General features: G+C 67.0%; 15 protein-coding genes. 7 read left to right on the forward strand and 8 right to left on the reverse strand.

The features are described 5' to 3' along the window. Positions 1 to 197: 197 nt before the first annotated feature. The gene (locus tag K7W03_RS24075) at positions 198 to 1571 is read right to left on the reverse strand and encodes an alanine/glycine:cation symporter family protein (protein ID WP_044661663.1); all 1374 of its coding nucleotides are present in this window, start codon (positions 1569 to 1571) and stop codon (positions 198 to 200) included. Positions 1572 to 1660: 89 nt separating this feature from the next. Here K7W03_RS24075 and glmM point away from each other — a divergent pair, with 89 nt between their 5' ends. The 5 genes from glmM to K7W03_RS24100 all read left to right on the forward strand — a co-directional run bounded on the left by glmM (position 1661) and on the right by K7W03_RS24100 (position 5433). Then, positions 1661 to 3001, forward strand: a complete 1341-nt coding sequence (gene glmM, locus K7W03_RS24080) for a phosphoglucosamine mutase (RefSeq protein ID WP_048577137.1) — start codon at positions 1661 to 1663, stop codon at positions 2999 to 3001. Between the two features lie 123 nt (positions 3002 to 3124). Continuing rightward, positions 3125 to 3349 (forward strand): DUF1272 domain-containing protein, encoded by a 225-nt coding sequence (locus K7W03_RS24085; RefSeq protein WP_103000197.1) that lies wholly within the window; start codon positions 3125 to 3127, stop codon positions 3347 to 3349. After that, on the forward strand, positions 3346 to 4107 hold the full coding sequence (gene thiD, locus K7W03_RS24090) for a bifunctional hydroxymethylpyrimidine kinase/phosphomethylpyrimidine kinase (protein WP_222887539.1): 762 nt from the start codon (positions 3346 to 3348) through the stop codon (positions 4105 to 4107). Before K7W03_RS24085 ends, thiD begins: the two co-directional genes overlap by 4 nt. Next, a complete protein-coding gene (locus K7W03_RS24095) occupies positions 4100 to 4699 on the forward strand; it encodes a ribonuclease HII (protein ID WP_025551133.1) in 600 nt (199 codons plus the stop codon). Before thiD ends, K7W03_RS24095 begins: the two co-directional genes overlap by 8 nt. 92 nt (positions 4700 to 4791) lie before the next feature. Further along, the gene (locus tag K7W03_RS24100; protein ID WP_226870464.1) at positions 4792 to 5433 is read left to right on the forward strand and encodes a L,D-transpeptidase family protein; all 642 of its coding nucleotides are present in this window, start codon (positions 4792 to 4794) and stop codon (positions 5431 to 5433) included. Between the two features lie 75 nt (positions 5434 to 5508). Here the strand turns inward: K7W03_RS24100 and ahpF are convergent, their stop codons facing one another. The 3 genes from ahpF to K7W03_RS24115 form a co-directional block, all read right to left on the reverse strand. Further along, positions 5509 to 7089, reverse strand: coding sequence for an alkyl hydroperoxide reductase subunit F (ahpF, locus tag K7W03_RS24105; RefSeq protein ID WP_222887540.1), 1581 nt, complete (start codon positions 7087 to 7089; stop codon positions 5509 to 5511). Positions 7090 to 7293: 204 nt separating this feature from the next. After that, positions 7294 to 7857 carry an alkyl hydroperoxide reductase subunit C gene (gene ahpC, locus K7W03_RS24110; protein WP_013040906.1) on the reverse strand — a complete coding sequence of 188 codons (564 nt, stop codon included), beginning with the start codon at positions 7855 to 7857 and terminating at the stop codon, positions 7294 to 7296. Positions 7858 to 7988: 131 nt separating this feature from the next. Continuing rightward, complete coding sequence (locus tag K7W03_RS24115; protein WP_222887541.1) at positions 7989 to 8627, reverse strand: TetR family transcriptional regulator C-terminal domain-containing protein; 639 nt, start codon at positions 8625 to 8627, stop codon at positions 7989 to 7991. 128 nt (positions 8628 to 8755) lie between these two features. Between K7W03_RS24115 and K7W03_RS24120 the strand changes: the two genes are divergently transcribed. Continuing rightward, positions 8756 to 9223: a hypothetical protein gene (locus K7W03_RS24120; protein ID WP_044661668.1), complete on the forward strand. Its 468-nt coding sequence runs from the start codon at positions 8756 to 8758 to the stop codon at positions 9221 to 9223. Positions 9224 to 9293: 70 nt separating this feature from the next. Continuing rightward, positions 9294 to 9533: a hypothetical protein gene (locus K7W03_RS24125; protein WP_025551125.1), complete on the forward strand. Its 240-nt coding sequence runs from the start codon at positions 9294 to 9296 to the stop codon at positions 9531 to 9533. A gap of 115 nt (positions 9534 to 9648) precedes the next feature. On the opposite strand, the gene K7W03_RS24130 is transcribed toward K7W03_RS24125, so the two are convergent. The 4 genes from K7W03_RS24130 to K7W03_RS24145 form a co-directional block, all read right to left on the reverse strand. After that, entirely contained in the window at positions 9649 to 10176 is a 528-nt protein-coding gene (locus K7W03_RS24130) for a CarD family transcriptional regulator (protein WP_025551124.1), read from the reverse strand. Positions 10177 to 10456: 280 nt separating this feature from the next. After that, positions 10457 to 10795 (reverse strand): ferredoxin FdxA, encoded by a 339-nt coding sequence (fdxA, locus tag K7W03_RS24135; protein WP_025551122.1) that lies wholly within the window; start codon positions 10793 to 10795, stop codon positions 10457 to 10459. A 204-nt stretch (positions 10796 to 10999) separates the two neighbouring features. Then, entirely contained in the window at positions 11000 to 11296 is a 297-nt protein-coding gene (locus K7W03_RS24140; protein ID WP_044661669.1) for an RNA-binding S4 domain-containing protein, read from the reverse strand. Further along, positions 11289 to 13955 carry a helicase-related protein gene (locus tag K7W03_RS24145; protein ID WP_061940233.1) on the reverse strand — a complete coding sequence of 889 codons (2667 nt, stop codon included), beginning with the start codon at positions 13953 to 13955 and terminating at the stop codon, positions 11289 to 11291. Before K7W03_RS24145 ends, K7W03_RS24140 begins: the two co-directional genes overlap by 8 nt. Between the last annotated feature and the right edge of the window lie 54 nt (positions 13956 to 14009).

Below are 14009 nucleotides of genomic sequence, written 5' to 3' on the forward strand. Positions count from 1 at the left end.
GGCGGGCCTGCGGCCCGCGCGATCCGTTGGATCGCAACCCCCTCACCCGGCTGCGACTGGGCAGCAAGCTGCCAAGTCTGCGCAGCCCTCTCCCTCGAGGGAGAGGGGTAAGGTGGGTGTCCGATTACCACCCACATCATGCGGGCTGGCGAGACTTGAACTTGTCCGTGCAGGAGCGCGGTTTGCTGAAATCGATTTTAATCCTCTTCGGGCGCGGCGAGATAGGCCCGCACGTCGCGTCGCAGTTCGCCCGCGCAGAGGTAGAGGGCGATGACATTGGGGATCGCCATCAGGAAGAAGCTGCTGTCGACGATGCCGACCACCCGGCCGAGGTCGATGGCGGCGGCGGGGGGCAAGGCGACGATATAGAGGATCTTGTAGGTCCATTGCGCCCGGGGACCGTTGCCGAACAGATAGCCCCAGGCCTGAAGCCCGTAAAAGCCCCACGCCACCAGCGTCGAATAGGCGAACAGCACCACGACCACCGCCAGCAGCCAGGGGAAGGAGGGCGAAACCTGCGCGAAGGCGGCGGAGGTGATGGCGATCCCCTCCAGCCCGCCATTCCATGTGCCCGCCACGACCAGCGCCAGCCCGCCCAGCGCGCAGACGATCATCGTGCCGAGCAGCGGTTCCAGCAGGGCGACCAGCCCCTCCGACACCGGATGCCGCACCCGCGCCAGGCTGTGCGCCATCACCGCCGATCCCACGCCCGCCTCGCTGGCGAAGACGGCGCGCCGCATGCCCGCGACGAAGGCGCCCACCGCGCCGCCGGTCGCGGCCTGCCCGCTCCATGCGCCGTGCCAGATGTCCGCCAGCGCCCCCGGAATGGCGGCGGCGTGGAGGATCAGCACGGTCGCGACGCCGATCAGATAGACCGCGACCTTGAGCGGCGTCAGCCGCTTCGCCACCTCGCCCAGCCAGGCCGCGCCGCCCAGCGTCACCAGCGCCACCGCGCCGGCCAGCATCGTGCCATAGGCCCAGCCATTGGCGAAGCCGGTCACCACCTTCACCTGCGCGAAGCTCTGGTTGACCTGCACCATGGGGATCGCCCCGAACAGCGCGAAGAAGGCGTAGAAGCCGCCCAATATCAGCCCGATCTTCGGCCAGCCGCGCGCCGCGCCCACCGCCTTCAGCACATACATCGGCCCGCCATGCACATGGCCCTGCGCGTCGAAGACGCGATATTTGAGGCCCAGCGTCACTTCCGCCATCTTCACCGTCATGGCGAACCAGCCGATGATGAACATCCAGAGGATCGCGCCCGGCCCGCCCATCGTCAGCGCGACCGCGACGCCCGCGATATTGCCGAGGCCGATGGTGCCCGACAGCGCCGTCGACAGCGCGCCCCACTGGCTGACGTCGCCCTTCGCCTCGCCCGCATGCGGCTGCGCCCTGAGGATGCGGAGCGCCCGGCCCACCGCCGTTAGGTTGGGAAAGCCGAGCCAGAGGGTGAAGAACAGCATCGGCAGCGCCAGATAGAGCACGATCAGCTCGATCTGCGCGCCGAGCACCGGCACCTTCATGAAGACCGCGCCGGAAAGGGCGTCGACCGCTGCATTGAATCCGTCCATTCGCAAGGGGATGGCCGGTCCTTGCTGGAAAGTCGAACAAAGATTGCTATGGGAAGCATGAGAGCTTCACCGCGGGGCGGGCAGGGACGATGAGCAGGAAATATTTCGGTACGGACGGCATTCGCGGGCGCACCAACCAATGGCCGATGACCGCCGAACTGGCGATGAAGGTCGGCATGGCGGCGGGCAAGCATTTCCAGCGCGGCACCCATCGCCATCGCGTGGTGATCGGCAAGGATACGCGGCTGTCGGGCTATATGGTCGAAAATGCGCTGGTCGCCGGGTTCACGGCGGTCGGCATGGACGTGGTGCAGTTCGGGCCGATCCCGACGCCCGCCGTGGCGTTGCTGGCCCATTCGATGCGCGCCGACCTGGGCGTGATGATTTCGGCCAGCCACAATCCCTATTTCGACAATGGCATAAAATTATTCGGTCCGGACGGCTACAAGCTGTCGGACGAGGATGAGCTGAAGATCGAGGCGATGCTGGACCAGCAGATCCCGCTGGCCGCGTCGCAGGACATCGGCCGCGCCCGCCGCGTGGAGGATGCGCGCGGCCGCTATATCCATGCGGTCAAGTCCAGCTTTCCCGCCGATCTGCGGCTGGACGGGCTGAAGATCGTGGTCGATTGCGCCAATGGCGCGGCCTATCAGGTCGCCCCTTCCGCCCTGTGGGAATTGGGGGCGGAGGTGGTGGCGATCGGCGTCACGCCCAACGGCATCAACATCAACGACCAGTGCGGATCGACCGCGCCGCTGCTGTTGCAGGAAACGGTGGTGTCGTCGGGCGCCGACATCGGCATCGCGCTGGACGGCGATGCCGACCGGCTGATCGTGGTGGACGAGCATGGCGCGATCGTCGACGGCGACCAGATCATGGCCCTGATCGCGGGCAATTTCGCGAAGGCGGGGATGCTGCGCGGCGGCGGGCTGGTGGCGACGGTGATGTCGAACCTGGGGCTGGAGCGGTTTCTGGCCGGGCAGGGCATGGCGCTGGAGCGGACCAAGGTGGGCGACCGTTATGTGCTGGAGCGGATGCGCGAGGGCGGCTTCAATGTCGGGGGCGAGCAGTCGGGGCACATGATCCTGTCCGACTATGCGACGACCGGCGACGGCACGATGGCGGCGCTGCAGGTGCTGGCGGCGCTGGTGCGGTCCGGCAAGCCGGCGAGCGAGGTGCTGCACCAGTTCGATCCGGTGCCGCAATTGCTGAAGAATGTGCGCTTTTCCGGCGGCAGGCCGCTGGAGCATGAGGATGTGCGGAAGGCGATCGCGCAGGCGGAGGCGGAGCTGAACGGGTGCGGGCGGCTGGTGATCCGTCCGTCCGGCACGGAGCCGGTGATCCGGGTGATGGCGGAAGGCGACCGCGAGGAGCAGGTCAGGGACGTGGTGGAGCGCATCTGCGACGCCGTGGCGAAGGCGGCGGCGTGACGGCGTTGCGTTGCGGTTGTCCTTGCCGATATGGCGCTGCCTTTCCGGCGCGTCCGGTCCGGTGGAGGCGGCGGGAGATGGGTTCCCGCCTGCGCGCGAACGGCGGACGGAGGGCGATCGTCCATGCTTGAGATGCGGCCCGATTGCGAACGCTGCGGCGTCGATCTGCCCGCCGACGAGCCGGGGGCGTTCATCTGTTCCTTCGAATGCAGCTTTTGCGCGCCCTGCGCGGAGGCGCTGGACGACCGCTGCCCCAATTGCGGCGGGGAGTTGATGGACCGGCCGACGCGGGTGGGGGATGCGTTGAAGCGGCATCCGGCTTCGGCGGAGCGGCGTTTCGGGGGATGAGCATCGCCCGCATCCTGATCGTCGCCGGGTCCGACAGCGGCGGCGGGGCCGGCATCCAGGCCGACATCCGCACCGTGACGCTGTTGGGCGGCCATGCCATGACGGCGATCACCGCGATCACCGCGCAGAACACGCTGGGCGTGCAGGGCGTCCATCCGGTGCCGGCCGACATGGTGATCGCGCAGATGGAAAGCGTGATCGGCGACATCGGGGTCGACGCGGTGAAGATCGGCATGATCGGATCGGCGGAGACGGCGGCGGCGGTGGCCGAGCGGCTGGCGGCGCTGGAAGGCGTGCCCATCGTCTTCGATCCGGTGATGGTGGCGACCAGCGGTTCGGCGCTGGCCGATGAGGCGACGGTGGCGGCGTTCGAGCGGCTGATGGCGCTGGCGACGCTGGTGACGCCCAATATTCCGGAGCTGGAGGCGCTGGGCGGGGAGGAGATCGCGGTCCGCTTCGTGACGCATGTGCTGGCCAAGGGCGGCCATGGCGAGGGGCCGATGCTGACCGACCGGCTGATCGGGCCGGGCGGCGTGGTGAAGGCCTGGAGCAATGCGCGGATCGACACGCGGCACAGCCATGGCACGGGCTGCACGCTGGCCAGCGCGATCGCGACCGGGCTGGGGCAGGGATGGGACATGATCGACGCGATCGAGCGGGCGCGCAAATATGTGCGGGAGGCGCTGGCGCTGGCGCCCGGCCTTGGCGGCGGACATGGGCCGATGGGCGCGCCGTTCGGATTTCATGACCATGCCTGATTTCGCCCATGAATTGCGGCATCATCCGGGGCTGGTCGCCGGCGTGGACGAGGCCGGGCGGGGGCCGCTGGCCGGGCCGGTGGTGGCGGCTGCGGTGATCCTGCGGCGGGAGGATTGCCCGGACGGGCTCAACGACAGCAAGCAGCTCAGCGCGGCGAAGCGGGCCGTGCTGGAGGGCGAGATCAAGGCGCGGGCGCTGTGCTGGGGCCTGGGGGTCGCTTCGGTCGAGGAGATCGACAGCCTCAACATCCTCTGGGCGACGATGCTGGCGATGACGCGGGCGGTGGAGGCGCTGACCCATGACTGCGCGCATGTGCTGGTGGATGGCAATCGCTGTCCGCAATGGCGCTGGGCCTCGACGGCGGTGGTCGAGGGCGACGCCAAATGCCTGTCCATCGCGGCGGCATCCATATTGGCGAAGGAGGCGCGCGACCGGATGATGATCGAGGCGGCGGCGGCGCACCCGCATTATGGCTGGGAAAGCAACAAGGGCTATGGCAGCGCCCGGCATCTGGCCGCGCTGCGCGAGCATGGGCCGACGCCGCTGCACCGCAGGAGCTTTGCGCCGGTCGCGCAGTTGAGCCTGCTTTAGGGACGCGCCGGGGCGGCGACCGTCCCGATCCGATACCGATGCGAGTCCGCCGGGGGCTGGCGCTGCGCCGTCTTATGGTTAAGAAGGTGTTTATGCGCGCCTTTCTGACCTTCCTGCTGTTGCTGACCTGTGCGGTGGCGCCGCCGGCCGGGGCGCAGGAGGCGCTGGGGCCGGGGGGCTATCGCTGGCTGGAGGAGGGGCCCTTTGCCGGGCCGCTCTATCTGGTCATCAGCATCGAGCGGCAGAGGGTGCATGTCTATGACGGCGACCGGCTGGTCGGGGTCGCCAGCGTGTCGACCGGCATGAAGGGGCATCGCACCCCCACCGGCGAGTTTCCGGTGTTGCAGAAGCGGGAATGGCATCGGTCGAACCTCTATTCCAACGCGCCCATGCCCTTCATGCAGCGGCTGACCTGGGACGGGATCGCGCTGCATGCCGGGCATAATCCCGGCTATCCGGCGAGCCATGGGTGCATTCGCCTGCCCCAGGTCTTTGCCCGCAAGCTGTTCGGGATGACGCAGATCGGCACGCTGGTCAGCGTGACGTCGGACCGGCTGAGCCCCGCGCTGATGGTGGATGCGCTGGTGGTGGGCGATCCGGGGAGCGCGGTCGCCACCTTCACGCCGCAGGCGCCGGTCGTGCTGGCGCAGCGCGACGATGCGGGGGTGGGAGCGGGCGCGCCGATGCTGGAGGTCGATCCGGGGATATTCCGGCTGAGGTTGATGCGGCGTTAGGGGCCCTTCGGACGGGGCAGGAAGGCGGCGGGTTCCTGCGAGACCCCGCCGCCTTCCTGTTTTCCGGCATTCCGATCAGGCCGCTTCCGCGGTTTCCTCCGTCGCGGGGAGGCGGATGAGATAGTCGAAGGCGGACAGCGCCGCCGTCGATCCGGCTCCCATGGCGATCACGATCTGCTTGTAGGGCACGGTCGTGCAGTCGCCTGCCGCGAAGATGCCCGGCTGGCTGGTTTCGCCGCGCGCGTCGATCTCTATCTCTCCGCGCGGGGAGAGGGCGATCGCGTCCTTCAGCCATTCGGTGTTGGGGACGAGGCCGATCTGGACGAAAATGCCCTCCAGCTCGACATCATGCTCCGTGCCGCTGTTGCGGTCCTTGTAGCTGAGGCCAGTCACTTTCTCGCCATTGCCGTCGACCCTGGTCGTCAGGGCCGAGGTGATGATCCTGACATTGGGCAGGCTGGCGAGCTTGCGCTGGAGCACGGCGTCGGCGCGGAGCTGGCTGTCATATTCGATCAGCGTCACATGGGCGACGATGCCGGCGAGGTCGATCGCCGCCTCCACGCCGCTGTTGCCGCCGCCGATCACCGCGACGCGCTTGCCCTTGAACAGCGGACCGTCGCAATGGGGGCAGTAGGCGACGCCCTTGTTGCGATATTCATCCTCGCCGGGCACGCCCATCTGCCGCCAGCGGGCGCCGGTGGAGAGGATGACGGTGCGGCCCCTGAGCGACGCGCCATTTTCGAGGACGACTTCGTGATAGCCGCCTTCGGCCTTGGCCGGGATCAGCTTCGCCGCCTTCTGGAGGTTCATGATCTCGACATCATAGTCCTTCACATGCGCTTCCAGCGCGGAGGCGAGCTTGGGCCCTTCGGTGCGGCTGACCGAGATGAAATTCTCTATGTCCATGGTGTCGAGCACCTGGCCGCCGAAGCGTTCCGCCGCGACGCCGGTGCGGATGCCCTTGCGCGCCGCGTAGATGGCCGCCGCCGCGCCGGCGGGGCCGCCGCCCACCACCAGCACCTCGAACGGGTCCTGGGCCTTGATCTTCTCCGCGGCGCGGGCCGCCGCGCCGCTGTCGATCCTGGCGACGATCTGCTCCAGCTCCATGCGGCCGCTGGCGAAGGGTTCGCCGTTCAGGAAGACGGTGGGGACGGCCATGACCTTGCGCGCGTCGACCTCTTCCTTGAACAGCGCGCCGTCGATGGCGGTGTGGCTGATGCGCGGGTTGAGCACGCTCATCAGGTTCAGCGCCTGCACCACGTCGGGGCAGTTCTGGCAGGAGAGCGAGAAATAGGTTTCGAAGGCGAAGTCGCCGTCAATATCCCTGATCTGCTGGATCAGGTCCTGCGCGGCCTTCGACGGATGGCCGCCGACCTGGAGCAGCGCCAGCACGAGCGAGGTGAATTCATGCCCCATGGGCAGGCCGGCGAAGGTGACGCCGATGTCCGTGCCGGTGCGGCGGATCATGAAGCTGGGGACGCGGCTGGCGTTACCGGCGGCGATCGTCACCTTGTCCGACAGTTCGGCGATCTCATCCAGCAGCGTCTTGAGTTCGCGGCTCTTGGGGCTGTCGTCCAGCGATGCGACCAGCTCGATCGGCTGGGTGATGTTCGCCATATAGGCCTTGAGCTGGGCCTTCAGATTTGCGTCCAACATCTTCGGTCTCCTTGGGTTGGGCGCGCCTATCCGGGGCGCGGCTACATGTTCGCCGGAACGGTGCGACCCGAAGGCCCGGCGGTGTTTGCGATGATGCGATTTGACTTCGTCGTGCTCCTGCGAAGGCAGGAGCACGCGGCATGCAGAGGCCCTGCCGGATCAGGGAGGAACTCGACCCGATCCGGCAGACGCCCTTTCAGGTCTTCAGATCTTGCCGACGAGGTCGAGCGACGGAGCAAGGGTCGCTTCGCCTTCTTCCCACTTGGCCGGGCAGACTTCGCCGGGGTTGGCGGCGACATATTGCGCGGCCTTGACCTTGCGGAGCAGTTCGGTCGCGTTGCGGCCGACGCCTTCCGAGGTGATTTCCATGAACTGGATCACGCCTTCGGGATCGACCAGGAAGGTCGCGCGGTCGGCAAGGCCCACGCCCGGGCGCATCACGTCGAAATTATTGGTGATCTGGCCCGACTGGTCGCCCAGCATATAATAGTTGATCTTGCCGATGGCCGGCGAGGTGTCGTGCCAGGCCTTGTGGCTGAAATGCGTGTCGGTCGACACCGAGTACACCTCTACGTTCAGCTTCTGCAGCGTCGGGTAGATGTCGGCCAGATCCTCCAGCTCCGTCGGGCAGACGAAGGTGAAGTCGGCGGGGTAGAAGAAGAAGACGGCCCACTTGCCCTTCACGTCGGCGTCGGTCACGTCGACGAACTTGCCTTCCTTGTAAGCGGTGGCCTTGAACGGCTTGATGGTCGTGTTGATAAGCGCCATGGGCTTTCCAGTTCCTTTTTAGGGGGTTGCTGTTGCCCGACCCATGTAGGGAAAGCGCAGGGCGCCGTGAAATTGGTTTTATCGACAAGGTTGATTGATAAAAACGATCACCGCCAGCTTCATTGATCGATCTAGCCGTTTCTCGGCTTTTGCAGGACGTAGTTCATCGCCTCCTCCAGCATGCCCAGCGCTTCCTCTATGGTGAAGGTGGAGGAGTCGAGGCACAGTTCCAGCCACAGGCCGTCGATCATCGCGGTAAGCCCGATGGCGGCGATGCGCGCGTCGGGACGGGGAATCTGGGGCGCCGCCTCGCGCAGCAGCACCTCCATGCGTTCGCGCCCGCCGCCATAGGTTTCGGCATGGGTGGCGGCGATGGCGGGATTGGTCTTGTTGAGGCTCCAGAAGGAAATCCAGGTCGCCAGCAGATCGGGGTCCAGCACGGGCGGCTGGAAGTTGGAGCGCAGATAGGCCCAGAGCCGTGCGCGGGGGCAGGAGCCGGCCTCCGCCACGGCGCGTTCCATGGCGGCGGCGACCTTTTCACCGACATCGCGATAGGTGGCCAGGATCAGCGCGTCGACGCCGTCGAAATAATGGGTGAGCAAACCGGCCGAAACGCCGGCATAGGCGCAGATCGCGCGGACGGAGGTGCCGCCCACGCCCTTTTCCGAAAGACAGCGCGCCGTCGCCTCGATCGGGGCCTGCCGCCGGACATCGGCGGATTCGCGAACGAACCGCGCCCTTTCCGGGCGCCCCTCAACCTTGTTCTCCATCTCTTTTCCCCGCCCATGATCCTGCCTTCCCGTCGCAGCCGCTGGCAAGCGGCTCCGCCCCCTGTCGGGAAATGGATCGAAGCCCCGCGTTCAGCGGTTTATCGGGTCAATTGCAAGGAGAAAGATGGATGAATCGTCGCAATCTGGGCCTGATTCTCCCGCTGATGGCGATGGGAGCGCTAACTTCCGGTTGCGCCAGGAGCGCCGACGAGGGCGGGGCCGCGAACAATGCCGCGCAGCCGGCCGATGTGGAGGCGATTGCCGAGCCGGATGCCGTCAATGCCGCCGCCAACGGGGCGGCGGGCCTGCCCACCGACGACTGGGTCGGGCGGTGGAATGGGCCGGAGGGGCTGTTCCTGGACATCCAGCCGTCGCCCGATGGCCGGCCCGGACATTATGCCATCGCCAATCAGGACAATCTGGACCGGCAGGGAGACTATCCCGGCGTGGCCGAAGGGGCGACGATCCGCTTCGTGCGCGACGGCAGGGACCTGAGCATTCGTCCGGGCACGGGCGCGGAAACCGGGTTCAAGGATCTTGCCGGCCGGCAGGATTGCCTGATCGTGCTGCCGGGCCGGGAGGGCTATTGCCGCTGATCCGGTCAGGAACCCGCCCGCTCGCTTGCGCATTATGCCGCCGGGTGGCGTGAAGACGAGGAGGATTTCTATGGCGGATTATCAGGATCGTCCGGCGACGACCACGATCATCGAGAAGCGTGGCGGCGGCGGAACCATGGTGGCGGTTCTCCTGCTGGTCGTGGTCGTGGCGATTGCCGCCTTCTTCCTGATCAGCAGCCAGAGCCGGAAGGACAGCGCGGTCGAGAGCGCGGCCACGCAGGTCGGGCAGGCGGCGAGCGATGTCGGAGATGCGGCCAAGGACGCGGCGGGCGCCGCGAAGGGCGAATAGGACCGGCCGCACCGGCGGTTTCCCGCCCTTCGTCCGGTTGGATTGCAAAAAAAAGGGCGCCCTGTTCGGGGCGCCCTTAATTCTGGCCTGCCGTTGTCGGCTCAGCCGGATGTCGTCAGCCTTCCACCTTCGCATGCCGGGGTGCGGCTTCGTTGAGGATGCGCAGGATCTTCTTGAGCGCGCTCGGCTCGTCCGTTTCCTCCATCGCCGCGAGTTCGCGGGCGAGGCGGCTGGACGCGGCTTCGAAGATCTGCCGTTCGGAATAGCTCTGTTCCGGCTGATCGTCGGCGCGGAACAGGTCGCGGGTCACTTCGGCGATCGACACCAGATCGCCCGAATTGATCTTCGCTTCATATTCCTGCGCGCGGCGCGACCACATGGTGCGCTTCACCTTGGGCTTGCCCTTCAGGGTTTCGACCGCTTCCTCCAGCGTCTTGTTGGAGGAAAGCTTGCGCATGCCGACGCCCTCGGCCTTGTTCGTGGGCACGCGGAGCGTCATCCGCTCCTTTTCGAAGCGCAGGACATAGAGTTCCAGCTCCATGCCCGCAATCTGCTCCTTCTGCAGTTCTATGACGCGGCCAACGCCATGCTTGGGGTAAACAACATAATCACCTACGTCAAAGGACAGCGCCTTGGCAGCCATTTGAAACCTTTCCATGTCTTCGGGGGAGCGGTGGCATTCGCGTTGCAGGTGCGAAAAGGTGCACGAGCCAGGGGAAGCGCGGCGCCACCATCATAACATCAGGCATTTGTCTCCGTAGTGGACGCGACCATGTCCACCTGTTGGCGCCTATTTAGCAGATTCGTAACAAAATTGCCACCCCCGGACACAAAATCCGGGAGTGGCGGTGCAAATTAAACGCAACAGCTAGTCTTCATGAGGATGCCGGCGGCGGTTCGCGACAGCCTTGCGGCGTGGCGTTTCAGCTGCCCGCGCCGGGCTCCGGCGAGAAGAATTTCTCCAGCTTGTTTTCGATGCCCTTCATCTCGTCGGCGTCGGCGGGGGCTTCGCCCTTGACGGTGATATTGGGCCATTCGGCGGAGAATTTCGTGTTCAGCTCCAGCCATTTTTCCAGGCCGTTCTCCGTATCGGGCAGAATCGCCTCGGCAGGGCATTCCGGTTCGCACACGCCGCAGTCGATGCACTCGTTCGGATTGATGACCAGCATGTTCTCGCCCTCGTAGAAACAGTCCACGGGGCAAACCTCGACGCAATCCATATATTTGCAGCGGATGCAGTTATCGGTCACGACATAGGTCATGGGTCAGCACTCTTGGTAGGGAGACAATCGGCGCCCTGCTATGCGCGGTCGGCGCGAAGGTCAATGAGGATATTGTTGGGGCGCGGGTAGTGGGCTTTTTCCTGTCATTCCTGTGGAGACGGGGATTCATCTCCCCTGCCGATGAGCTGGGGGCAATGTTGGGAGATGGGTTCCCGCCTTTGCGGGAACGACAAAGGCGGCCCTTCAGGCGCCGACCGTCAGTTCCTCATAGCAGGACTGGGCTTCGGGGGCGGGGCCTCGGCGGCCGGGGAGCTGGAGGATGCGGACGACCCGGACGCCGCTGGGATGGGGAAAGGTGATGAGGTCTCCGGCCCGCACCGGCGCGTGCGAGCGTTCGATGCGGCGGCCGTTGAGGCGGATATGGCCGTCCTCCGCCATTTTCTGGGCGACCGAACGGCTCTTTGCGAGGCGCGCGAACCAGAGGAACTTGTCGATGCGCAGGCTGGGGCCGTGGGCCGCGACCAGGCCCGCGTCAGCCATTGCGGCCCAGCAGTTCGGCAAGGCCCGCAAAGGCATGGTTGCCGGTGGGGGCAGGGCCGGACGAGGCGGCGGGGCGCGGCCCCCGGTCGTTGCGGGGCTTGCCCTGGGCAGGCGCGCCGCGCTTTTCGCGGCCCGGATGCTGCTGGTGCGTCCGCGCCTTCTGCCGGCCACGGAAGGCCCAATTGGGTCCGCCCTCCGCAGGCGCCTCCACGGCGCGGAAGCCCGCGAGGCGCATCAGTTGCAGGAAGGCGTCCTCCGACAGGCCGAGCGAGACGATCTGCGGGCTCTGCGCGGTGAAGGCCTCGTTCCTGGCGATGGCCTCATGCGCGGTGCGGGCCATGCGTTCGGCCATGTCGATGCGCAGCATCTGTTCGCCAAAGCCGCGGAAGCCGGCGATGCGGGCGCCCATCTGCTCAGGCTTTTCGCCGGCCGGGATCAGGGTGAGGCCGGGGCCGGGCAGGGGCAGGCAGGGCTTGCCCAGGCGCGCGGCCAGCAGGGCGGCGCGCCAGCGGGCGGCGCCGGGCTTCAGCAGGCCGGGATGATAGATGTCGAGCACGCCGATGTCGATGCCGGCGCGGCGCAGCAGATGGCGCTGGTCCTTGTCGAGATGGCCGAGCGCCGAATCGAGTTCGGTGCGCGCGATGACGCCGCCGGCATCGGCAAGCTGGGCGAAGACGGCGCGGACGACGGCGGGGACTTCGGGATCGGCGCTGCTGCCCACCATCCTGGTGAGGGGCAGCAGATGCTTTTCCTTCTGCGCGTCCATCCATGCGGCAAGGCGGGCCGCCACCTGCTTCTGCACATCCTGTCCCATTGCGAGGAGCGCGCGGTCCAGACGGATTTCCGGGGTCAGCAGCGCGGGGCCGCCGTGCAGCGTCGCCACCGGATCGCCCTTCCAGCTTATGCCGGGGGCCTGCCCTGCTTCGTCCATGAGCGCGAAATCGGTATCGGGTGCGCCCAGCAATTCGTCAGCCTTCACTCGCAATATCCTTCCAAGGCGCCGTTCAGCGGCCGCCAGCAGCATCTTCCTGTCCTGATGCCGGGTAGCGGGATCGACCGAGAAACGAAATCCGTCAAGTCGCCCGATCGTCTCGCCATCGACGCAGACTGTCCCGTCCTGTTCGATTTCGACCGGCAGATTGGCCGCGCTTTGGCCGATGTCCCTTAGCAGAACGGTGGTGCGCCGGTCCACGAAACGCTGCGTCAGCGCGGCGTGGAGCGCGTCGGAGAGCTTTTCTTCGAGGGCGCGGGTGCGCTCCGCCATTTCCGCCGGATGGGCGAGCCAGTCGGCGCGATGGGCGATGTAGGACCAGGTGCGGGCGGCGGCGATCCGGCCGGAGAGGGTGTCGATGTCGCCCTGAACCGAATCGAGTCGCGCAATCTGCTGGGCGAACCAGTCGCGGGGGATGTGGCCCGTCCCTTCGGACAGGAAGCGCCAGATGCGGCTGACGGCGCGGGCATGATGTTCGGCGCCCAGCTTCTGGAAATCGGGCAGGCCGCAGGCGGCCCAGAGCCGTTCGACCTGCTTCCTGCCGCGTGCCCGATCGATCACCAGCGGGTCGTCGGCGAGCCGCCTGAGCACGGCGAGGTCGACCGCTTCGGGCGCGGCGCGCAGTTCGGGGCGTTCGGGCTTCTGCTCCAGATCGGAAATGAGGTGATCCAGCCGGTCGGTGCGCGGCGTGCCGTTGCGCCAGAAAAGCTGCTCCACCGGCGGAAACCGGTGCGCCTCTATCGCCTCTATCTCTTCCGGCGTGAAGGCGGCGTCGCCATCCTCATGGCCCAGGCTGCCGAAGGTGCCGTCCTGGTGGTGGCGGCCGGCGCGCCCGGCGATCTGCGCCATTTCCGCGACGGTCAGGCGGCGGGTGCGGCGGCCGTCATATTTGCGCAGCGAGGCGAAGGCGACATGCGCGACGTCGAGGTTGAGGCCCATGCCGATCGCGTCGGTGGCGACCAGATAGTCGACCTCTCCGTTCAGGAACATCTGCACCTGCGCATTGCGGGTGCGGGGCGAGAGCGCGCCCATCACCACCGCCGCGCCGCCCCGGAAGCGGCGGAGCATTTCCGCCACGGCATAGACCTCCTCGGCGGAGAAGGCGACGATGGCGGAACGCTTGGGCAGGCGGGAGAGCTTTTTCGCGCCGGCATAGCTGAGCGTCGAGAAACGCGGGCGGCCGATGATCTCCGCATCGGGGACCAGCGCCTTCACCACCCGGCCGATGCTGGCCGAGCCGAGGATCATCGTTTCCTCCCGGCCCCTGGCGCGCAGGAGGCGGTCGGTGAAGACATGGCCGCGTTCCGGATCGGCGCCGAGCTGGGCTTCGTCCAGGGCGACGAAGGCGTAATCCGCCAGCCCTTCGTTCGCGGTCCCGGCCTGCCGACCGATCGGCATGGATTCCGCGGTGCAGAGGAAATAGCGGGCGCCGGGGGGCACGATCTTTTCCTCGCCGGTGATGAGGGCGACCTGCGCCGGGCCCTTCATGCCGGCCACCCGGTCATAGACTTCCCGCGCCAGCAGGCGCAGCGGGAAGCCCATCATCCCGGAGCTATGGCCGCACATGCGTTCGACGGCGAGGTGGGTCTTGCCGGTGTTGGTGGGGCCCAGGACGGCGGTGAGGGGCGATCGGGCGAACTGGGCCATGGTCCCTGCTATGTCGGGCATGGATCGGGGAAGGGCAAGGGGAAAGGCCCGGGCGGGAGGTCGAATTGGGGTGCG

Source organism: Sphingobium sp. PNB (assembly GCF_019873065.1).
Taxonomy (GTDB): domain Bacteria; phylum Pseudomonadota; class Alphaproteobacteria; order Sphingomonadales; family Sphingomonadaceae; genus Sphingobium; species Sphingobium fuliginis.